At 38.7% G+C, this 21,998-nt stretch carries 20 protein-coding genes and 4 tRNA genes; 11 read left to right on the top strand and 13 right to left on the bottom strand.

What is annotated here, in order from left to right:
- Positions 1 to 227: 227 nt before the first annotated feature.
- From AC1M89_RS11465 to AC1M89_RS11455, 3 genes are all read left to right on the top strand, one after another.
- Positions 228 to 908: a hypothetical protein gene (locus AC1M89_RS11465; protein WP_179999309.1), complete on the top strand. Its 681-nt coding sequence runs from the start codon at positions 228 to 230 to the stop codon at positions 906 to 908.
- Positions 909 to 1,049: 141 nt separating this feature from the next.
- Positions 1,050 to 1,763 (top strand): DUF3108 domain-containing protein, encoded by a 714-nt coding sequence (locus AC1M89_RS11460; protein ID WP_035265223.1) that lies wholly within the window; start codon positions 1,050 to 1,052, stop codon positions 1,761 to 1,763.
- A gap of 82 nt (positions 1,764 to 1,845) precedes the next feature.
- Positions 1,846 to 2,421, top strand: a complete 576-nt coding sequence (locus tag AC1M89_RS11455) for a xanthine phosphoribosyltransferase (RefSeq protein WP_481614237.1) — start codon at positions 1,846 to 1,848, stop codon at positions 2,419 to 2,421.
- A 36-nt stretch (positions 2,422 to 2,457) separates the two neighbouring features.
- Here AC1M89_RS11455 and AC1M89_RS11450 read toward each other — a convergent pair whose 3' ends face one another.
- The 3 genes from AC1M89_RS11450 to AC1M89_RS11440 all read right to left on the bottom strand — a co-directional run bounded on the left by AC1M89_RS11450 (position 2,458) and on the right by AC1M89_RS11440 (position 5,454).
- The gene (locus AC1M89_RS11450; RefSeq protein ID WP_481609215.1) at positions 2,458 to 3,312 is read right to left on the bottom strand and encodes a MetQ/NlpA family ABC transporter substrate-binding protein; all 855 of its coding nucleotides are present in this window, start codon (positions 3,310 to 3,312) and stop codon (positions 2,458 to 2,460) included.
- A complete protein-coding gene (locus AC1M89_RS11445) occupies positions 3,309 to 4,358 on the bottom strand; it encodes an isopenicillin N synthase family dioxygenase (RefSeq protein ID WP_481586802.1) in 1,050 nt (349 codons plus the stop codon). Before AC1M89_RS11445 ends, AC1M89_RS11450 begins: the two co-directional genes overlap by 4 nt.
- Before the next feature lie 115 nt (positions 4,359 to 4,473).
- Positions 4,474 to 5,454 (bottom strand): aliphatic sulfonate ABC transporter substrate-binding protein, encoded by a 981-nt coding sequence (locus AC1M89_RS11440; RefSeq protein ID WP_481609214.1) that lies wholly within the window; start codon positions 5,452 to 5,454, stop codon positions 4,474 to 4,476.
- Positions 5,455 to 5,724: 270 nt separating this feature from the next.
- On the opposite strand from AC1M89_RS11440, the gene AC1M89_RS11435 reads away from it, so the two are divergent.
- Entirely contained in the window at positions 5,725 to 6,099 is a 375-nt protein-coding gene (locus tag AC1M89_RS11435) for a hypothetical protein (RefSeq protein WP_035265212.1), read from the top strand.
- 51 nt (positions 6,100 to 6,150) lie between these two features.
- On the opposite strand, the gene wrbA is transcribed toward AC1M89_RS11435, so the two are convergent.
- Positions 6,151 to 6,747, bottom strand: coding sequence for an NAD(P)H:quinone oxidoreductase (wrbA, locus tag AC1M89_RS11430; RefSeq protein ID WP_035265209.1), 597 nt, complete (start codon positions 6,745 to 6,747; stop codon positions 6,151 to 6,153).
- 114 nt (positions 6,748 to 6,861) lie between these two features.
- Between wrbA and AC1M89_RS11425 the strand changes: the two genes are divergently transcribed.
- Positions 6,862 to 8,106 carry a YihY family inner membrane protein gene (locus AC1M89_RS11425; RefSeq protein ID WP_481614236.1) on the top strand — a complete coding sequence of 415 codons (1,245 nt, stop codon included), beginning with the start codon at positions 6,862 to 6,864 and terminating at the stop codon, positions 8,104 to 8,106.
- Between the two features lie 37 nt (positions 8,107 to 8,143).
- Here the strand turns inward: AC1M89_RS11425 and yddG are convergent, their stop codons facing one another.
- Both yddG and AC1M89_RS11415 read right to left on the bottom strand, forming a co-directional pair.
- On the bottom strand, positions 8,144 to 9,031 hold the full coding sequence (gene yddG, locus AC1M89_RS11420) for an aromatic amino acid DMT transporter YddG (RefSeq protein ID WP_481614235.1): 888 nt from the start codon (positions 9,029 to 9,031) through the stop codon (positions 8,144 to 8,146).
- Positions 9,028 to 9,969, bottom strand: a complete 942-nt coding sequence (locus AC1M89_RS11415; protein WP_481592031.1) for a DMT family transporter — start codon at positions 9,967 to 9,969, stop codon at positions 9,028 to 9,030. The genes yddG and AC1M89_RS11415 overlap by 4 nt, the downstream gene beginning before the upstream one ends.
- Before the next feature lie 102 nt (positions 9,970 to 10,071).
- Here AC1M89_RS11415 and AC1M89_RS11410 point away from each other — a divergent pair, with 102 nt between their 5' ends.
- Positions 10,072 to 10,875: an AraC family transcriptional regulator gene (locus tag AC1M89_RS11410; RefSeq protein ID WP_481592032.1), complete on the top strand. Its 804-nt coding sequence runs from the start codon at positions 10,072 to 10,074 to the stop codon at positions 10,873 to 10,875.
- A 51-nt stretch (positions 10,876 to 10,926) separates the two neighbouring features.
- Here AC1M89_RS11410 and AC1M89_RS11405 read toward each other — a convergent pair whose 3' ends face one another.
- Positions 10,927 to 11,565, bottom strand: a complete 639-nt coding sequence (locus AC1M89_RS11405) for a fumarylacetoacetate hydrolase family protein (RefSeq protein ID WP_481614234.1) — start codon at positions 11,563 to 11,565, stop codon at positions 10,927 to 10,929.
- 45 nt (positions 11,566 to 11,610) lie between these two features.
- Positions 11,611 to 12,114, bottom strand: a complete 504-nt coding sequence (locus AC1M89_RS11400; RefSeq protein ID WP_035265193.1) for a YcxB family protein — start codon at positions 12,112 to 12,114, stop codon at positions 11,611 to 11,613.
- A 171-nt stretch (positions 12,115 to 12,285) separates the two neighbouring features.
- On the opposite strand from AC1M89_RS11400, the gene AC1M89_RS11395 reads away from it, so the two are divergent.
- Positions 12,286 to 13,593, top strand: coding sequence for an SRPBCC family protein (locus tag AC1M89_RS11395; protein ID WP_481614233.1), 1,308 nt, complete (start codon positions 12,286 to 12,288; stop codon positions 13,591 to 13,593).
- A gap of 75 nt (positions 13,594 to 13,668) precedes the next feature.
- On the opposite strand, the gene AC1M89_RS11390 is transcribed toward AC1M89_RS11395, so the two are convergent.
- From AC1M89_RS11390 to AC1M89_RS11375, 4 genes are all read right to left on the bottom strand, one after another.
- Positions 13,669 to 13,745: transfer RNA gene (locus AC1M89_RS11390), tRNA-Arg, on the bottom strand.
- A gap of 360 nt (positions 13,746 to 14,105) precedes the next feature.
- Positions 14,106 to 14,182: transfer RNA gene (locus tag AC1M89_RS11385), tRNA-Arg, on the bottom strand.
- 43 nt (positions 14,183 to 14,225) lie between these two features.
- A tRNA-Arg gene (locus AC1M89_RS11380) sits at positions 14,226 to 14,302 on the bottom strand.
- A gap of 16 nt (positions 14,303 to 14,318) precedes the next feature.
- Positions 14,319 to 14,409: transfer RNA gene (locus tag AC1M89_RS11375), tRNA-Ser, on the bottom strand.
- A 262-nt stretch (positions 14,410 to 14,671) separates the two neighbouring features.
- On the opposite strand from AC1M89_RS11375, the gene rnr reads away from it, so the two are divergent.
- The 4 genes from rnr to AC1M89_RS11355 all read left to right on the top strand — a co-directional run bounded on the left by rnr (position 14,672) and on the right by AC1M89_RS11355 (position 20,093).
- Entirely contained in the window at positions 14,672 to 17,110 is a 2,439-nt protein-coding gene (rnr, locus tag AC1M89_RS11370; protein ID WP_481608177.1) for a ribonuclease R, read from the top strand.
- A 69-nt stretch (positions 17,111 to 17,179) separates the two neighbouring features.
- The gene (locus tag AC1M89_RS11365) at positions 17,180 to 17,737 is read left to right on the top strand and encodes a hypothetical protein (RefSeq protein ID WP_179999281.1); all 558 of its coding nucleotides are present in this window, start codon (positions 17,180 to 17,182) and stop codon (positions 17,735 to 17,737) included.
- Positions 17,738 to 17,803: 66 nt separating this feature from the next.
- Positions 17,804 to 19,843 (top strand): M3 family metallopeptidase, encoded by a 2,040-nt coding sequence (locus AC1M89_RS11360; protein ID WP_481609210.1) that lies wholly within the window; start codon positions 17,804 to 17,806, stop codon positions 19,841 to 19,843.
- 40 nt (positions 19,844 to 19,883) lie between these two features.
- The gene (locus AC1M89_RS11355; protein ID WP_481609221.1) at positions 19,884 to 20,093 is read left to right on the top strand and encodes a YheV family putative zinc ribbon protein; all 210 of its coding nucleotides are present in this window, start codon (positions 19,884 to 19,886) and stop codon (positions 20,091 to 20,093) included.
- A 94-nt stretch (positions 20,094 to 20,187) separates the two neighbouring features.
- Here AC1M89_RS11355 and AC1M89_RS11350 read toward each other — a convergent pair whose 3' ends face one another.
- Positions 20,188 to 21,573, bottom strand: a complete 1,386-nt coding sequence (locus AC1M89_RS11350; protein ID WP_481609220.1) for a TRAP transporter large permease subunit — start codon at positions 21,571 to 21,573, stop codon at positions 20,188 to 20,190.
- Positions 21,574 to 21,998: the final 425 nt, after the last annotated feature.

The following is a 21,998-nucleotide window of genomic DNA, read 5'->3' as shown; positions in this document are numbered from 1 at the left end:
TTAGACAAATGAGTTAAATATTGAGCAAGTTCTTCAGATAAAATAAGATAAAGTCATGCGAAACCAATAGATTAAACTTAAATAACGCCTGACCATCAAAACCATAATAAACGTCTTTGTAAACATTACATCGCAATTGGATAAGCTGTTATCCTTCGGCAGTAATCACCTACAAGATATACACTAGCTGACATCTCACAAGATTTAGAGGTAATGGAACTTCACTTATGCCAACGATTATTTCAAATATCGCGAACAAATTTCGTAAAGTCTATCAAAAGGCTGAAGGGTTTATTGAAGAAGAACGTGAATTTCCTGTCTCTCAAGTTTTTTTAAATGCGACTTTCAAGCGCTTTGTGACCGACAATGTCAGCATCCTTGAAGACTTACATGCTGATTTACACGACGATTGGCTTCGACTCTATGCCACTTTGAATGTGAAAGGGCTTTATACCATTCTCTCTGTAGATTTAAAGCTCATTCAAATGGAATTGAATAAAGACGTACAACTGATTGTATTTGAACAAATTAGTGAAACCGAAGTAATTGAAGCAAAATTTCAAACCTTTTGGATGAAAATTGCATTCCGCTCTGCACTATTTTTCTATCAAAAAATTCTTCGTAAAGATCCACTTGGCATGATTTTAGAGCGGTTTAATGTCATTAAAGTCAAAGATGATCTCTTACATCTCGATTTAAATCAGTGGCTCGGAAAAAATCGCTCGATCATTGAAACATTGGGCAAAGTACACGTCAACCATGCAGAACTTCGTGAAACAGAATTGGTGGTGATTGGTAATGTAAATTTGATGGCTTTATTCAGCAAAATGAATACTGATCGATTCAAATCGAAATCTGATGAAGTGGAAAGTGATCACATTACACCAATTAAACAAAAGGACGACTAGAGCGCAGCGTTTTGATGTCGTCATAAAGCTTAAGCTACAGAAAAATACATTTTCACTGTGATTATTGATTATTTCTCCTTATTTATCAGAGATAATAAAACTTCAAGTGATCCTTCGATACGAAGGTAAAGGAAAATATTTATGGCATTTAAATCGTTTAAAACTTTGAGTGTGATTGCAAGTGTAGGTACAGCCGTGCTTTTCACAGGCTATTCAAGTCAAGCGCTTGCCATGACGCCCTTCCAAGCCTCTTATCAGTTTGCATACAATGGTAAAAACTTGGGGTCAGCAACACGAACCTTGAAAAAATCAGGTAACACATGGAATTACGTTTTTGCAGCTAAAGCAGGTGGTATTGCTTCAGCGACTGAAACCAGTAACTTCACATTCAACAATAATCAGATTCAATCATCCAATTTCAGTCGCACCAGTAAAATTTTGGTTCATAACAATACAATGAGCATTAAATTTAATCCAAGTGCCAAAACCATTAACACCACCAAAGATAAAGAGCAACGTTCATTTGCTTGGAAATCTGGTGTACTGGATGAGTTAAATGCAGAATTGCAAATTCGTGAAGACTTAAAAAATAACGGTTTAAAATCGCAATATTGGATTGCAGATGCTAAAGAAGTTGAATCACGTCGTTTCGTCAAACAAGGCACTGAAAAAGTAGAAACCAAGTACGGTACGTTTGATACCATCAAAGTAGTGATGAAACATGATAAACCAGGTCGTGAAACGATTTTTTGGCTGTCTCCGAAATTGGACTATCTACCAGTGAAAGTCACACACCAAGATAAGAAATCTTCATACGGGCTCTTACTGACAGGGTATAACGGTCCACAAAATTAAGGCATTTTTTACTTGCTTTTTTGCAGATGCTTTTTAAAATACGTCTTTGCTTAAAAAGGCACCTGCCCTAGAGGATTCTCCCGTGTACGCACTAGAACAGAAAATCTTAAACGAAGGTATCGTTCTATCTGATCAGGTTTTAAAAGTTGATTCTTTTCTAAACCACCAAATCGACCCAGTGATGATGCAACAAATTGGTCAAGAATTTGCTCATCTATTCAAAGATGCAGGCATCACCAAAATCATCACAATTGAAGCTTCAGGTATCGCACCTGCTGTGATGGCTGGCTTGGAACTTGGTGTACCGGTAATTTTTGCACGTAAGTATCAATCTTTAACTTTAAAAGATGATTTATATCGTTCAAAAGTATTCTCTTTTACAAAGCAAGTAGAAAGCACAATTGCTATTTCTAAGAAGCACATTGCAGCAACAGATAAGGTTCTTGTGATCGATGACTTTCTTGCGAATGGACAAGCAGCTTTAGGTTTAGCTGATTTGATTCACCAAGCTGAAGCTGAGGTTGTCGGGATTGGTATCGTGATTGAAAAGTCGTTCCAACCTGGCCGTGATCTTTTACTTGAAAAAGGTTACCGAGTTGAATCACTTGCTCGTGTTGAATCACTTGCAAATGGGACAGTGACTTTTGTTCAAGAATAATGTTGAACAGTAAAAAAGCGCCTAACGGCGCTTTTTTTATTTTAATGTGGCAGGATCAAGTTGAATACCCAATTTTGTACCACCAAGATGCTTTTGAATATAATCATCAACGTAAGGCTGATGGTAAAGATTTGAAAGTTTTTGAAATTGTGGATCATTCAATCGATCTTTACGCACTGCCAGTATATTGACATTTTCTAAAGCTTTATCAGTAACCTCTTCTTTAAATATCGCATTTGTTATTACATTTAGTCCACTTTCTAGAGCAATAGTATTTCCAATTGCAGCTAAATCCACCTCAGACAAGACACGTGGGAGTTGCGCACCTTTGACCAATTTAAATTGGAGTGATTTCGGATTTGACTGGATACTTTCAAGAGTTCCAGAAATCGTATTAAAATCTGGCTTAAGTTGAATCAACTGAGCACGTTCTAATAGTCTTAATGCACGTGCTGTATTCGCCACATCATTTGGAATTGCAATTAAGGCCCGATCAGGCAAAGCAGTTAGTGACTTGTAGTTTTGAGAATATAAACCCATAGGCTCTAAATAAGTGGTCGCCAAGACAGCAAGCTTATGATGATTCAAGTCATTAAATTCTTTGAAATACGCCCAAGATTGAAATGCATTTACATCAATTTCACCATCGAGCAAAGCTTGATTCAAAGCCACACCGTCATTAATTTCTTTCACCTCAATGTCAACATTTGCTGCTTTCGCCTGATCAGAATCCGCGATATGTCTCCAAATATCAACATCCGATCCATGTGATCCAATCACGATTGTTTGTTGTGTTTGCTTTGTTTTTTGAGGTTCAGGTTGAGCACTACATGCACTGATAATGAGAATTGCAAAAATAATAAATAAAAATTGGGCGTATTTTGACTTCATGATTTACTCGATATTGTTGTTGATTGTTTGAGTTGTTTAAATTGCGCTGGATAATATTTTTCAGTAACGTCTAAATGAGATCTAAGTCGACCTTTGATACAGTTTTCTCCCACATTTCTCAGTAAAGGATTCAGTGGATCTGTCTCTGGTCCTTGTGCAAGTGCTTTTAAATCATTTGCAAGATTTAAAAGCGGAATTTCACCAGCAAATAAATTTGGAGAAAGAAAATAAGCAACCGAGTACCGTTCTGCATTGGTTGGAGATATGACTCGATGTTGATTCGCAATCAAATATCCATTTGTGGCAAGCTCTAAAACCTCACCGATATTGACGACAAATGCGTGTTCAACAAATGGTACTTCAATCCATTTGCCTTGACTTAAGACCTGAAGTCCTCCGATCTGGTCTTGTAAAAGTAAAGTTAAAATATTGGAGTCTTTATGAGGGCCTACACCCTGATGATTCATTTGATCAATTGGGGGATAATGAATCAGCTTGAGTAGTTCATGTGGACTGCCTGTAATCAATTGATCAAGTGCTGTGTCCTGCTGCCCCAATGAAAGCAACAAGGCTTTTAATAATTTAATTGCAACTTGTCTGAGATCTCGTTGCCATGCGGTGACTACGCGTTGAAACTCAGGCCAATTCGAAGGCCACTGATTTGGTCCCTGTAAACGTCTCCATGTCGGTCCAGTTTCAGGTTCTAATGCTGCCAGCTCAAAACCAATGTCTATTTGTTCTCTAAAATCAGGTTGCAGACGTGTAACTTCGGCATTTACTCGACTATACCCTCGAAAATGCGGGGAATGAATCATAGCGATTTCATCTTTTTGTTCTTGTGGCAGCGAAAAAAACTGTCGAGTAATACGCTGAATCTCCAAAATTTTTTCAGCTGAAATGCCATGACCTGTCAAATAAAAAAAACCAATATCCTTGGCGATATGTGCAAGTCGTTGCAGAAAATCTGCTTGCGTTGATGATTGATCAAATTGACTTAAATTTAGAATAGGAAGTGCTGTTAAGCTTTGTTGTAATGGTTGATTCATGATGCACTCATCTTTCTAATACTTCATTGTATTAATGACTGAAAGATGAATGCTTTTGAAATCATTTAAATTGGATACTTATGCGTCTATAAAAATATGATTCGCGTTCAATCACTTACTCTTGCCCAGTCCACACATGATCTTTTAAAAACACCGCATTCGGAATGAGTTTGAGTCGATAAAACAAATCTGCAATTTTTTGTTGCGCCGTGACTGTATCTGTATCGACCAGTTTGGCATAAGCAGGAATATTTCTTTTTTCTAAAACCAGTTTGGTAATATTTTCGTCCAAGCTTGTACTTTGCGCCAAAATTTTTGCGGCTTGATCTGGGTGTTGATTGATCCAATCATCTACTTGATTTAATGTTTGCACAAATCTTTGGGCTTCAACCGCATGTTGTTTTAAAAATTTTGGAGAAGACAAATAGAAGCTATACGCTAATGGCAAAGCTTTTGAATCAATAAGAACACGTGTATCACCTTTAAGCGAAGCAGCACTTGCATAAGGATCCCAAATCGCCCAAGCATCGAGTGATTTTTTATCAATAGCAGCTCGGGCATCTGCAGGCGTTAACCAGACGGGTTGAATATCAGACCAGCTCAATTGAGCTTGATCTAATATTTGTGAGAGAAAGTAATGCGCACTTGAACCTTGTGTAACACCAATGCGCTTACCTTTTAGATCCTTTAAGCTTTGAATCGTACTGTCTTTGGGTAAGAGCAAGCTATGTGAGTTTTTAGATCCATTTTCATAAGCTAAATATTGAATTGGTTTACCTGCAGAAAGTGCGAAAATTACAGGTGTATCCCCTGTATACCCCACATCAATAGCACCGACATTTAATGCTTCTAGTGTTTGAGGACCTGCCGGGAATTCTTTCCATTGAATTTTCACACCAGGGAATGCCTGCTCAAAAGTTTTATTTTGTTTTGCAACGATGAATTTAAGCGCCGCTTTTTGATAGCCAATATTCAAGGTTGTTAACTTTTCTTTTGATTCATCTTGCCCCTTAAGCTCAGTAGGCTTTTCTTTTGAGCATGCAATAAGGCTAAAACTCAATGTCACAATGGTGCTTAGTACAAATAATTTTTTCATTGTCTTGGTAATTTTTTGATTGGAATAAAAAAATAAGCCAAACTTCGAAAAAAATTAAATCACTATTTGCGCTTAGTTATTCAGTTCAAGATCTAAGCCATCCTGCTCATAAAATATGGTTTTATCCTTAAAAATTAAATTAATCTATTTTCAAATCAATTTTTTATTTTATCTGCCATTACAGTTTTTCTACATTCGGCCATGTTGCAACTTTAAGCGCAATGCTAGAATCTTTTAAATAAATGGATGTATAGATTAGAGCAATCCTAAATGACTGAAAACTTAGAAATACACTGCCCAAAATGCGGTTCAACTGATATTGAAAAACGCAACCATGAACAATTACTGCAAAAAACAGGTGGTGTTCTTCTTTCCGCAGCGGGTACAACTGCGGGTACTGTGGGTGGTGCTGCATCAGGTGCTTCTATTGGTGCTTCCATTGGTGCTGTTGCGGGGCCTTTAGGTGTAATCATGGGTGGCACAATTGGCACTTTTGTTGGTGCAATCAGTGTGGGTGTGACTGGTGGCTTTTTAGGTCATCGTTTTGGAAAAAAAGCGGGAGAAATCGTCGATAAGAATGTTTTCCTCGATTACCAATGCAAAAAGTGCAAACACCGGTTTGAACAAAAACATATTTCAAAATAAAAGTGAGCGAGAAGCTCACTTTTTTTATGCCTGATAAAATAATCTTTTAAATTATTTCTTTAACATTTGCAACGCCACTTCACCTAATCGTTTCCCTTGCTCGATACACAGTGATTTTTCATCTTGGCTTAGAGATTGATCGTGTCTAGGACCACTGACATGTGTAGCACCATAGGGTGTCCCACCTGATTTTGTATTCGATAAAGCTGGGTTCGCATTGGTTAAACCCAAAATCAACATTCCATGATGAAACAAAGGTGGCAACATAGTCAGTAATGTACTTTCCTGCCCGCCGTGCATAGAGCCCGATGAACCAAATACACAAGCAGGTTTATTATGCAATGCACCATTGAGCCATAAACTCGTTGTTTGATCCCAAAAATATTTCATTTCTGATGCCATATTGCCAAATCGAGTTGGTGATCCTAATGCAAGTCCCGAACAATGTTGAAGATCATCCAAAGTCGCATAAATATCGCCCTCCTCTGGAATACTTGGTGCTGCTTCGGTCACCACTGTTGCCAACTGTGGAACTGTTCTAATTTTCGCAAGCATTCCAGTAGATTCAATTCCTTGAGCAATTAAATGTGCCATTTCCTTGGTTGAACCATATTTGCTGTAATACAAAACTAGAACATATGCTTGCATAAAAAGATCATCCAATGAAAAAAGAAAACTATACGGTATTTTTTTTAAAATTTGGTTAAGCTGTGCAACGAACGTACAGAATTTTAACTAAAAAATACTCGAGACTCATTATTTATGGCGGAAATCTTAAAAAAGTTACCTTTCTACAATAAAACATGGTTTCAGTTTATTTTGTTTGTACTACGACGCTTTGAAGCTAACAATTGTCGTGAGCAAGCAGGCTCTTTAACTTACACCACACTTTTCGCTGTCGTGCCGATGTTGACCGTATTCTTGGTTATCATTTCATCGATTAAAGCATTAGAACCTGCTCGGCAACAATTACAACAATTGATCTACAGTAATTTTCTGCCTAAAACCAGTATCGCGTTTGATAAAGCATTGAATGCGTTTACTGACAATTCGAGCAACTTAACCATTATTGGTGTGCTGTTTTTATTCTTTACCACAGTAATGATGCTCACTAGCATTGAGACAGCATTCAATCGTATTTGGCGTGTGACAGAAACGCGTAATGGCATTATTGGTTTTATGCGCTATTGGACCATCATTTCACTGGGACCAATCCTGCTGGGTTCGGCTTTTGTGATTTCATCGACTTTAGCGTCTATGAACATCCTAAGCAATAATTTTGCAGGTTATGAATTGAATGGCACTTTTATTTTATGGGTCATCTCATTTGCACTCACCGCATTAGGTTTTTTTGCCTTGTATTGGACGATTCCAAACCGCTCTGTTCCAATAAAAGCAGCCATGATTGCTGCGATTTTTAGTGCTGTTACCTTCGAGTTACTGAAAAATTTATTCGGCTTCGTGATGACTAACTTTACCAGTTATCAGTTGGTTTACGGTGCTTTTGCAGCAGTTCCAATTTTCCTGTTGTGGATTTATCTCTCTTGGAACATCGTACTGCTTGGTGTTGAGATAAGTTATGCCCTCACAGCATTTCATACAGGTAAGACCGAAACGCGCCATCCAATTCTCATGCTTCTAGATATGCTTGAGTTATTCTATAAAAAACAAAAACAAGGTAAAACCGTAACCGATCTGGAGGCACTTGATATTTTAGGACGCGGTGAAATTGGCCGCTGGCCTAAATATGTTAATCTATTAGAACAGCAGAATATTATTAAACGTACAGATAATAATGAATATGTTTTGGTTAGAAATTTAGATCATCTTGATTTTTGGTCATTTTATAAATCATTGCCTTATACGCTGCCTGATAAAAATGATATCGGAAAAATTCATGAAGATGATGTATGGATGAACCGTATTGGTCCTGCACTGATTGAAGCTGATGATTATCTTGCTGCAAAGCTCTCCGTACCGCTATCGACCATACTTGAAGAAAAATAAACTCTTGCAATAAGAAAAGACCTCTATAGGTCTTTTCTTATTTCGTAGACGGATTATATGGACGTGTAGATTGCCAACAAATAAGTGCGCCTAAGGTCACTAAGACACAACCGATCCAAAAGCTCATTAGAGGTTGCACATCTAGAATCAGCATCGACATCAGACTTGAAAAAATGGGCATAAAATACGTTGCCAAAATTAAAATTTTGAGATGTCCATATTGCATGCTTTGGTTCCAATTGCTGTAAGCCAAGCCAATTAAGCTGCCAATGACTACAACCATCAGCCATGTCATCAAATTCAGCTCAACAAACGGTTCTCGCATCACAAAATGTACAGCCCACAACCCAACTGCAGTCATTAGAAAAAGAAATGGAACAGCATTATGACCTTCTGCATATTTCTTGGTAAATATACTGTACAAAGGCCATAGTACGGCGCCGATGAAAGCAAATGAGTACGCCAATGGATTTTCAAGCACGGCCACCAATATGCTTTTCGGCTCGAGAATATCTGGATTAACAACCATCATTAACCCAAGAATGGCACATGCAAAGCCAGTAATCACCCAAATATTCGCGCTCAATTGCCGTGCAAGAATCGAAAATACAATCAGCAAAGGAGGCCAAAGATAATTAATCATTGCTATGATTAATACCTGTTCTCGATGCGTTGAAAGTGCAATCGAAATTAAAAACAGGATCTCGTAGCCAACAAAAAGAGCACCACAGCCCCATAAGTATTTTTTAGGCATGAGTGAAAGCTTGGGAAAACCATTTTTCCATAACATGAACAATGCACTAAAACTATAGATCAGTGCCACCGCCTGTATCGGGCTTAATGATTCAGTTACAAGTTTCACCACCGCAACCAACGAGGCCCAAATCAAAATCGAGCTTAATCCCAGCCATGTGTACTGATTCAATGGAATGCTCCAATTCTTGCGCCGATTCGATCAAGATAAATTCTCAAACAGCGGTGTAAAGACACAATCATAATCCCTGCAAGAACCATACAAGAACCGACCAAGAAACTCGTTTCGATCTCCTCATCTAATAGCCAGACACCAAACAACATGCCGAACATGGGGGTCAAAAACGAAAACACACCTAAGCCATTTGCTAAATAAGTTCGTAACAACCAAAACCATAGCAGCAAACTTAAAAAAGACATGACAACCACATGAAATGTTAAGCTCAGAAACGCCAGTTGTGACCAGCGTACATCTGCTTGTCCAGTCCAAAAAGCTAAGGGTAATAAAAAAATAAAGCCCCCAAGCAATTGATAAAATAATGTTTGAGTGGGAGGCGCCTCAGAAAGCGTTGAAAATTTTAAAGAAATCGTAGTCAATGCCCACATCATCCCTGCCATTACAGCAAGAAAATCTCCCCATAAAATATGGTTGAGTTGACTTTGAGCTTGATCACGCACTAAAAAAGTATAAGCGATGCCAAAAAATGCGAACCAAATACCAAACCACTGGAAGTGATTCAATTTTTCAGCTTTGACTTTCCAATGTAAGCCTAAAGCCACAAAAATAGGCGCGGTATAGAGCAGAACAACAGTGTGCGCAGCACTGGTGTACCTGAGTGCCTCAGCAACCAAATAAAATTCTGCAGAAAATAAAAAGGCTAACCAAATTCCAGGAACAACATAACGGTAATGAAACAGTTGTCGCACTCGTTGTCGATACAATAATGGAACGACAAGCAAGGTTGCCAAACCACAGCGCAATGCGATTTGCATCAGAGGACTAATATCAGTAGCTGCAAGTTTCAAGATAATTTGCTGTAAACCCCAGACTAAACACAATACGATCATTAAGCTTGACGCCTGAAGGTCAAGACCTCTTCGCTCACCCATGAGTGGCACTCTTCACACAAACAAGTCGTCACTATACTGCTGACTGAATTAGAATATATAATTCAAAACAGACAACAAATACATTTATTCAGGCAATTTAATATGCCAAAACGCCATCCACATGAACTATTCGTTCAGTTAGATAATTATGATCATATCCAAGAGAATCTTTGGCTAACATTCCGCAATGATCCAGCCCATTCGGAATATCCTAAACACGGTCATGCATGGGGCGAATTTATCTATGCATTTGATGGTGTAATGGAAGTTCATATTGATCAAAATCAATATTTAACACCTCCGCCCTACGGAATTTGGCTACCGCCGCATCTGCATCACAGCAGTATTAATCTCACAGCTGTTTCTCATGCCACCTTATACGTGCATGAAAGCCTGTGTGATGCATTGCCCAAACAAGCAGGTATTTTACTAAGCTCCCCCTTAGTGACGGCGCTACTCAATGAACTCAGAAAAACTTATTTCAAACATGATCAACCCGAATATCAACGACTTTTAATGGTTTTACTGGATCAATTAAAAAGCTCACCCCTGCTCAAAAGCTACTTGCCCCATTCTGATCATCCTGCATTACAAACGATATTTACCTACATCCATGAGCATCTCAGTGATCAGCGTCCACTGAGAGATTATGCTCAAATGGTGAATATGAGTGAGCGCACTTTATCTCGCCTATGTGAAGCTGAAATTTCGATGTCGCTCAATGAATGGCGTCAACGCTTTAAAATTACACGAGCATTAAGCTTATTGTCTGAAAATAAAACCGTTGAACATATTGCTCTAGATTTGGGCTATGCCAACGCCTCAGCCTTTATCAATATGTTTAAACGCTGGATGCACATCACGCCCCAACAGTTTCGTAAAAACATCAACTCAGACAATCTCTAGCCATAAAAAAAGGATGAACCATCATCCTTTTTAATTGAGCTTGATGCATCATTAATGCACTTGCGTAGTCCACACAAAATCTTGTTTTAAGCCAGTCAAAGTCATTTTGAGCTGATCACCCGATTCTAATGGTCCCACACCTGCAGGCGTACCCGTCATGACAACATCACCAGACATTAAGCTAAAGTTTTGACTGATTTCTGCCAAAAGCGCTCCTAATTTAAAAATCAGTAACCCCGTATCACCATGTTGCCTAAGTTGATCATTAATTTCGAGCTTAAACTGGACTTGATCTAATGCTGGGACCTGATCAAGCGAAATCCAATCTGCCAAAATACAAGATCCATCAAATGCTTTCGCACGTTCCCAAGGTTGTCCTTTCTTTTTAAGCAGATCTTGTTGATCTCTTAAAGTCAAATCCAAACCAAGGGTGACTGCACCTACTGCTGCTAATGCCTCTTGAGGATCCTTAACGTTTTTGAGCGGTCGATCTATTCGTAATGAAAGTTCACATTCATGATGACACTGTCCCAATGCACGATTCCAATCAATCCCTTCTGCTAAGGACACCAAGCTACTCGGCGGCTTGATAAATAAGACAGGTTGATCAGGAATCGCATTACCTAATTCTTGAGCATGCGCAGCATAACTGCGACCGACACATACAATTTTTGATGGAACTGCACTCATGAAAATCTCTCTTATTTATAGTTTGAGTAATGAACTCATCAAAACTTAACGTTTTTGGAATGTATTTTCAAACAGTGTTCTGTCTACATCAGACTCAAATGCACGTTTTGGAATAATGACCACTGTATGATTTTTGAGTTCAAGCATATAGGTCAATTTACCCACTACAAATTTTTGTACTTCACTGTAGGCAAATGCTTGTTTAGGACGACCACTTGAAAAAAGCTCGGCAGAGTTTTGAAACAAATCGATACCTTGTTCAGTCTTACCAAATTGATATTTTTCAAACTGACGCTTGAACATCATAGGTAAGAACCAGTAACGCATAACGATTTGTAAAAAGATAAAGAACGTGCCTAAAGCCACGTAATAGCGTCCTACACCCTCTAATCCAAGATAAAGCCCCCAAATCACGATCGCAATACTGACAAGTGGCGTTAAAAAACGCGTAAATTGTTTTTTGCCAAAAGTAGCTAATGCAAAACCATCCTGAGACTCTTGTAAATTTAAGAAGTAACGGACAGATAAAACTGGTTGAGTATCAGACATAGGGGATTCAACAATCGATTTTCTTAAGCAAAGATATTACACCACTTTACCTGAAATCGAATTGTCGTTTTAATGAATACTGTTGATTACATCATCGCACTATTGATGAAAGCATCACACGATTTACAATGACACAAAATAAAAAGTCTAAATTCATAGTTCAGGATGAAAATGAAATACTTTAACTATCGAGCATTGTGCTTAAGCCTTATTTTTATACCCAGCTTGTCGTACAGCGCGATTATTGAATGGAAAGAAAATATACCCAGTGCGTTAAAACCATTTCAAAATAATAGTACCGAACTCGCCAGCATCGCCAAAGATCAGATTCTCATCTATGCGCACACAAATACCCAAACATCTATTCCTACACGCAAAAAACAACCCAATCCAAATGTGAAGTTCACATCATCTGCCATCGTATTGCCTGTTAATGAAGAAAAGGTCGCCAAAACGCTTTCACAGTTTGAAAATTTTGTTGGATTATTCCCGACATTGAAATCAGCTAAAATATTAAATCAAGAAAAAAATATCACTCAGGTTCAATATAAAATTTCCATTCCAACACCAATACCAGTGCTCAACTTTAATGAGACCATAGTGTTTCAGCATCATATTGAAGCCAATAGTATTTCAAGTTTGATTGTGGATGCACCTGTTCCTTATGGTCTAGGCAAATTTGAATGGTTCAAATTGGATCAAAATCATACTCTTCTGACCCTAACGCAATGGGGAGATTTGAACCAACCTAAAGGTTTTCTATTTAGCAAAGTTCTGAATGCAGTGCCTGAAGCAAAAATGGGAATTCCAAGTGGTACACATGCATTTTTACTTGAATCAATTCGAAAAAAATTAACAGCGCCTTCTTCGAGTGCGCTCAAACCAGGACAATTTCCATCCGACCAATTAACGACAAATCAAATAGCCAAAATCGCACAAATCAGTCGTATCACCGAACACCCTGTAAGTTTTGTCCATACACCGACAACCGTGCCTTATCAACACGGTGCAGAATCAATGCGTTTTGTGACGACGTATCAGTATTATTCCCAACCAGTGCAACGATTACAAAAATGGACACAGCCTGTACATTATAAAAAGTTGTTTCCCCGCCAACTCAAATCTATTGATATCGAAACCCTAAAAGACCAAACACAATTGGCAGATTTTAAAGTTGAACTCGGGTTAGGAGTTATTCAAATTCCATTCCGATTTAAACTAAATTTTAGCTTTCCTCAGTCGAATCAGAATAGTTTTTATGCTCAAGGGGGTGATCTGAAATACATTAAAGGAAAAATGCAATTTGATAAGTTTCAACAAGGTACTTTATTGAAAATGACGAATGCTGGAAAAATAGATGAAAAAGCACCGTTCCTGATTCGTGCAGCACGGAGCTTGCCTTATCATGATGTGCTCCCTACAGTTGGGGCGAATGTCGTCTTTGCATTGAAAGTCAAAAACGAAGAACAGAAGAAATAAGATAAAAAAATAGACACAAAAAAACCGCAATTAAGCGGTTTCTTCTCTTTTTTTACATCTTAGAGATGATCAAGTTGGTGCGCTCAGAGAGATTCGAACTCCCGACCCCTTAGTTCGTAGCCAAGTGCTCTATCCAGCTGAGCTATGAGCGCGACGTCTTGATGGAGTGCATTATATATGAATATTATTATTTGTTAAGTACTTTTTAATAAAATTTAAATCAAGCGAACAGTATTTATACGTAAATGTAAATTATGGCTAGATAATCAACAATTTAAGAGATGGTCAACAAGATCAATCCAAATTCCAAACAATCCTGAGTTGGATTGATGATGTTTTTATAAGAGCTAATATCTATTAATTAAAAATAATATGTGTAGAAATTTTAAAATTTATTTCTTTCTTAAGTAGCTAATAAAATATGATGATTTATAGCATCACTTCATTCTAGAAACAAAAAAACCGCAATTAAGCGGTTTCTTCTCTTTTTTACATCTTAGAGATGATCAAGTTGGTGCGCTCAGAGAGATTCGAACTCCCGACCCCTTAGTTCGTAGCCAAGTGCTCTATCCAGCTGAGCTATGAGCGCGTACTTGAGTGTCTTACGACTTCGTTACATCGATTAACTTGATTGGTGCGCTCAGAGAGATTCGAACTCCCGACCCCTTAGTTCGTAGCCAAGTGCTCTATCCAGCTGAGCTATGAGCGCATTTCAAGTTTATCGTTGGCGGTGAGAGAGGGATTCGAACCCTCGATACCAGTAATAGGTATGCTTCCTTAGCAGGGAAGTGATTTCAGCCACTCATCCACCTCACCGTAACGAGACGCCATAATACAAACTTCGTCCCTACTCTTCAAGTGAGAATTTAAAAAATTCTATGTTTTTTGTTCAATCATATATTTTTTAAACAATTTTCAGGTTTTTTACCTTTAATCAGCATTAATTTCACTTTAATGCTGTCTATTCTGCATCTCGTTTATAATTTATGAACTAAAAACACTTTATTGCAATCATTTACGTGCAGTATTTCTCATCATGTCTTATGCTAAACTTATCTTCTGATATGAAGCCAAAGACATTATGAAAAATTGGGTCGACCCTGAAGCCAAAGCGGAAGCTGAACGTTACGATAATCCTATTCCAAGCCGTGTTCTTATTCTAGAAACGATTGAGAATAAGAAAAAAGCATTGTCTCATGCAGACCTTGTGGAACACTTCGAAATTGCGGATCAAAAAAGTATTGAAGCACTTAGTCACCGTTTAAGTGCGATGGTTCGTGATGGTCAATTGACGAAAGAAGGTTATAAGTTCCAGCTTATGGCAGATCAACCTGTTCATGATGCGACCATCTATATCAATAGCAAAGGTTTAGGGGTTGCGAGTATAGATGGTAAGAAAGAAGAATATTTGTTACCTGAGCGTGAATTACGTCAAGTCTTCCATGGTGACCGAGTTAAAGTTCAACAGACCTCTGTTGACCGTAAAGGTAAACCATGGGGTTTCATTACTGAAATTACCCAACGACGCGTCAAACAGATCATTGGGAAACTCGCAGAATATGAAGGTGAATACTTCATTCAACCAGCAAATCCAAATGCGCATCAACCGATTACCTTAGAAAAAGAACTCATTGCGCATGCGAAAGCTAAAGTTGGTGATTCTCTTCGAGTTGAAATTGATGATTTTCCAAATCGTGAAGAGTTTGCTACAGGTCATATTATTCAATCTATGGCCGACAAATCTGATACTGAAATTATTATTCCTCAAACCATTTTAGAATATGGTTTACCTTACGAATTTCCAGAAGAAGTAGTTCAAGAAGCTGAAAGTTTTAAAGAACCGACAGCACGAGATCGTCAAGGACGCATTGATTTAAGAGATTTACCCTTAGTCACAATTGACGGTGAAGATGCGCGTGACTTCGACGATGCTGTCTATGCAGAAAAACGTCCTGGTGGCGGCTATCGCGTCGTGGTGGCGATTGCAGATGTCAGTCATTATGTTCGTATTGGTAAACCTTTAGATGATGAAGCACAAGAACGCGGTACGTCTGTGTACTTCCCTCACTTTGTCTTACCGATGTTGCCTGAAGCACTTTCAAATGGCTTATGCTCACTCAATCCAAATGTCGATCGTCTATGTATGGTCTGTGATTTGAATTTAAGTCGCGCAGGTAAAGTCACAAAATTTGAATTCTATCCTTCGGTGATGCACTCTAAAGCACGACTCACCTATGACCAAGTTGCAAAATATTTTGAAGGTGATAGTCAAGCTGTACCTGAAGATCGTACAGTGCGTAAATCACTGAATACATTATTCCAACTTTACCAAGTATTAAAAGGTTTACGTGCAGAACGCCATGCAATGGAATTTGAAACCGTTGAAACGTACATGACCTTTGATGAACTTGGTGGAATTAAAGAAATTCTACCAAGATCACGTAACGATGCTCATAAACTCATTGAAGAATGTATGTTGTTAGCCAATGTCGCTGCTGCTGAATTTGCTTTAAAACACGAAATTCCAATGTTGTATCGTGTGCATGAGCCACCTGAATTCTCACGCATTCAAAAAGTTCGCGACTTTGTTAAGTTATTAGGTTTGAAATTCCCTGATCAACCTACACAAGCGGACTATCAAGCGGTCATTGAAGCCACTAAAGACCGTATTGATGCGCCAAGTATTCATGCTGTGCTTCTTCGCTCCATGATGCAAGCTTATTATGGGCCAAATAACGCTGGTCACTATGGTTTGGCGTATGAGGCATACACTCATTTCACCTCTCCAATTCGTCGTTATCCAGATTTATTATTACATCGTGCTATCAAAGCACACCTCAAAAATAAACCTGCACCAGTCTCAGGTGGCGCACTAGAAGAAGCCGGTAATCATTTCTCGGCAACAGAACGTCGAGCTGATGAAGCTTCTCGCTCAGTGACCACTTGGTTAAAATGCCATTATATGCAACAGCATCTTGGTGAAGAGTTTGTTGGCGTCATTAGTGCTACGGCTGAGTTTGGTCTATTTGTCACTTTAAAAGATTTATATGTCGATGGTATGGTCCATGTAAGCCAGCTTGGCGATGACTTCTTTGTCTTCGATCAAGCGAGTCAAAGTTTAGTTGGGCAAAATCGTGGTCAGACCTTCGGTTTGGGTGATGAAGTACGCATCAAGGTTGCAGGTGTCAATTTAGAAGAACGTAAGATTGATTTTGAATTGATTCAACAACTCAGCCATGCAGGTCGCGCTATTCGTAGTCGAGCACCACGTGTCGTAAAGGAAAAACCGGTCACCAAGCAAGAAGCGTTAAATCGCATGTTGAATGAGCCTGTCGAACTCCTAAAAGATAAAGATGAAAACGGTGAACGCCCTGTTCGTAAGAAAAAGTCCAAGGCAAAACCAAGCTCTTATTCTAAAAAATCAGACAAAAAATCTGATGGAAAAGTAAAAGATAAAGCGAAAAAGAAAGCTAAAGTGAAAAAGAAAAAGTCGAATGCGAAAGCTAAATTAGACTAAATCTTTAAAGAGCGCTACGGCGCTCTTTTTTATTTATAATCAATATTATATTAACAAAAAGATATTGTTATGAACGTCACCGAAATCCTCACACTTATTATTTCTTTAACAGCCTTATTAGTGACATATTTAGTTTTTAAAACTAATCAAGCACCTCAAATTATAGCTTATGCAACTCCCCATTATGGAAAACAGAGTTTCATTCAATTACATATAAAAAATATAGGAAATGGTATCGCAGAAAATATAAAAATTACTAGTTCTCATCCAATACCTCGACGTGCATTTGGTATTACTCACTTGAATGATCCTGTCGAATATTTTGAGACAGGAATTTTTAAACATGGAATCAAAATAATGCATCCCAATCAGGATTATTTTTATGATTGGGGACAATATGGTGGACTAATAGAAGCATTAAATGACCAAGTACTAATTTTTGAAATCAGTTATCAATTTAGGTTTCCTTTGTCTCTTTGGAAATCAAGAATAAAAGATATTTCATCAATCAATATTAGAGAGCTAGAAGAACTACCTGCATCTACTGGTGATTTAAACAATCAACTAGAGAAAATTCACAAAGAATTAGAAAAGTTTAATAAAGAATTCTTAAAAAGACCTAAATAAACTTGATTTCTCTATCCGAGCCCCTTACATCTATACTTAACTCAAAATATTAATTGGCATGACATTATGACTTTAGAAAAGGCAACTTTGCCTGTACCCGATTTTTCTCAAATTACACTTGATCAACTTAAAGCACAGATTGAACAAGCGATTCAAAATGGTCAACACTTTATAAACCAACTCGAGAAAGTCCCAGACACGGTACAATTACAATTAAATGTGCTCGATCAAATCGATGAATTAGAAAACCAAATGAGCGAATCTTGGGGAATTTTGTCTCACTTAAATACTGTGATGAACAATCCTGAAACCCGCGAGATTTATCAGTCTCTTTTACCTAGCTTAAGTGAATACTACACACAATTAGGGCAACATACTGCGCTCTATCAAACCTACCAACATGTGCATGATGCACCTATTTTTTCGGATTTACCAGAAGCTCAACAGAGTGCGATTAAACTTGCACTTAGAGACTTTAAACTCTCAGGCGTGGCTCTAGAAGGCGATGCAAAAAAACGCTACGCAGAAATATCAGCTCGTTTATCGCAGCTTTCTTCAGATTTTTCTAACCACGTTCTTGATGCCACACAATCATATTTCAAACCATTAACTGAAGATGAACTTGCTGGTTTACCTGCGAGCAGTATCGAACTGCTAAAGCAATACGGTCAACAACGTGAACTCGATCAAGCCGTGGCGACATTGGATTTCCCTTCTTATCTTGCGATCATGACTTACGCAGATAATCGAGAGCTTCGCGAAGCCTTATATAAAGCATATACCACGCGAGCGTCGGATCAGTCAGATCACCCTGAATATGACAATACTGCGGTGATGGAAGAAATTCTCAAATTGCGCCAAGAAATGGCTCAACTTTTAGGTTTTGATCATTATGCAGCATATTCACTGGCAAGTAAGATGGCTCCAAGTGTTGAAGCTGTAGATCAATTCCTGATTGAGTTGGCAGAACATGCTCGTAAACCTGCCCTACAAGAAATTGAGGCATTAAAAGCAATTGCTCAATCTCATGGTGTAGATGAACTACAACCTTGGGACACGACGTATTTCTCGGAAAAACTCAAAGTTCAACAGTTTAATCTGTCTCAGGAAGCACTTAAGCCATACTTCCCTACCCCTGTCGTCGTTCAAGGTTTATTTAAAATTGTGGAGCGTTTATATGGTATTCAAGTCATTGAACGTGAAGCACCAGTATGGCATCCAGATGCACGATATTATGAGCTTGAAGATCAAGGCAGTGTCGTAGGTGGATTCTATTTTGACTTATACGCTAGAAGTGGGAAACGTGGTGGAGCATGGATGAGCGGATTCCGCTCACGTATGCAAACCAATAATGGTATGCAAAAACCGATTTGTTACATGGTCGGTAATTTTACACCACCGATTGGTCAACAACCTGCGCTTTTGACACATGATGAAGTCGTAACTCTTTTCCATGAGTTTGGACATGGCCTGCATCACATGCTCACAGAAGTAGATCATATCTCTGTTGCAGGTACACATGGTGTCGCTTGGGATGCCGTCGAGCTACCAAGTCAGTTTATGGAGTTCTGGACTTGGGATAATGAAAGCTTGGCTTTAATCAGCCAACACATTGAAACCAAAACACCGTTACCTGAAGAACTCCTTAAGTCGCTTTTGGATGCGAGATTTTTCCAATCAGGCATGCAAACCCTTCGTCAACTTGAGTTTGCCATGTTTGATTTGAATATACATAAACAATCACCTGCTTTAGATGCAATAGGTATTCAACACACTCTAAACGAAATTCGTGAACAATATGCTGTTCTCCCTACAGCACCATACAACCGATTCCAAAATAGTTTTAGCCATATTTTCGCAGGGGGTTATGCCGCAGGCTACTACTCTTACAAATGGGCTGAAGTTTTAGCAAGTGATGCATTCGATCGCTTTGAACAAGAAGGCATCTTCAACCAAGAGACTGGACTTGCTTTCCGCAAAACAGTGCTTGCTGTAGGCGGTAAAGATACAGCGCTTGATGCCTTTGTTAAATTTAGAGGTCGTGAGCCTAAAATTGATGCATTATTACGCCATCAAGGTTGGACGAATGACACTAAAACTGCTTAAACTACGCTACTAATTTTTGAAGGTGAGTGTCATTATGTCGATCAAACGTCGTTTCATTGCAGGTGCAAAATGTCCGAAATGTGAAGCTATGGATCGTATTGTCATGCTCACTTCAGGTGATTCAGAATGGATCGAATGTATTGAATGTAACTATTCTGAAAATCGTCCGACACATATAGATGAACCTCCAATGCCTGAGGTTGCAGACGAAATTGGTGTTATTCAATTTAAGCCGCGCCCAAGAAATTAAGATGTTTTAAAAATCAACAAAGCCAGCTCGATGGAGCTGGCTTTGTTGTAAATTCATCAAAAAATAAGCACCCGAAGGTGCTTATTTTATTTAATTATTGATACCAACCGAATAACTTAAAGATATAAGGCACATAGGCGATAATCAACATTGCTGGAATCATCACAATCAGAGGTAGAATCCAACGTTCGTATTTGTAGTAGAACGTTTTATCTTTCACTTCTGCATCGGCAGCAGCCACCTCTTCATCTCCAATCGACTGCCTTGCGAGCAAGTGATTGAGTGCAACTGGAGGTGATATATAACCCAATTCGAAACCAATTAAAGCAATCATCCAGAAGTGAACAGGATCAATACCATAAGCGTAGGCGACAGGCGCAACTGTTGCTGAAATTAAGATGACAGCACCAAACGGATCCATAATCATACCGACAAATACCATGAGACATACGATCAAGGTAATCACGATATAGATATTTTCAATATCCGTTGGGAAGTGTTCCATCAACTCGATACGCTCTAAGTATCCACCAACGCTGACAGACAATGCCATTAAGATCACAAGCGCCCCGATATGTCCGACTGTTTCACTTGCAGATACATGAATTGACTTCCAGAAACTCACTTTACGCGCAGGATTGTCTGGACTATCTTGCGCTGCAATTTCAGATGCTGACACTCGCGCCTTAGCTGCTTCTTGTTCAACCGAAGTATGGCTTAATGTCGTATCCCAATGTCCTACTGGTGCGAGTGGTGCTGGTTCATGACGTAATTTTTCATAAAGCACCATGACAAGTAAGATGATTGGCATCATGACTGGTGCAGTGAACTCATTCAAATTGGTATTTAATGCATACTTGTAGAATGACCACACGATCAGGAACACGATCACATAAGGAACTACTGCCACTAATGCCTTAGCGGAATTCGGGAATGCAACTGATGGCGCTGCAATACGGAATTTTTGCTCAGCAAAGAACAGTGAAATTAATAGGAACAGTGTCGAAGTGATGAGGAAAACACCGATACCATATTGGTATAATAAATCAGTCGTTACTTCTTTGTTCAGTGATGCAACAACAACAATCAATAGACATGGACGGAGTACCACACCAAGCGAACCCGACATCGCTGCTGTAGCCAAAGCGAATTGACGGCGTCCGCCCGCATTCCAAACTTCTTTATAAATGATCGCACCTGCAGCGATTACAAAAATACCTGATGCACCTGTATAAGCTGTAGGTAATGCAGCAGCAAGTAAGATTAACCAGGTAAGCGTTTCAGGCGCTAGATTCCATGGACGTAAAATATTTAGGAATTTATCAACAATTAATGTCTGCTTTAACAGCATACCTGCCCAAATGAACAGTGATAAATTAAGGAAAATGGTAGAGAACTCAACCAGCTGCCCTAAATAAATCCCTTGACCCATTGGATAGTCCATCACAAAGGTAAAGTTAAATCCTGTTGTGATCGCCATATAGGCATAAAGTGGGACTGACAATAATGCCATGCCAATCGTACCACCTGGCTTCGCATTTTCTGGTACACGGAACAATTGGTACAAACTAATTAATGTCAGTGTACTGAACAAGATTATCCATAACCAATAGATGATTGTCATCTCACTGGTTGGCGGAACACCAGAGTTCAATACAGATCTATACTGACTGATCGCTGAACTGGTTAAGAAACTGTTCGCAAGTATCATTGCGACAGCGTAAACCCGATAATCTAAAACAGAACTTGGACCGCGTAGACCAATGTGGTGGATTTTAAGTGTTGCAGTGATCGCTGCAAGTACCACCATGATAATCAATAGAACTGCCTTATTTTCCGTACCAAATTGGAAAATACCAAAGAAAGTTGTTTCCATGGTTCGGTAAGTTCGTATTGAAGGATTAT

The organism is Acinetobacter sp. ANC_7635 (genome assembly GCF_056779945.1).
The sequence above is the reverse complement of the archived record's forward strand: the minus strand, read 5'-3'. Positions and strand labels throughout refer to the sequence as shown.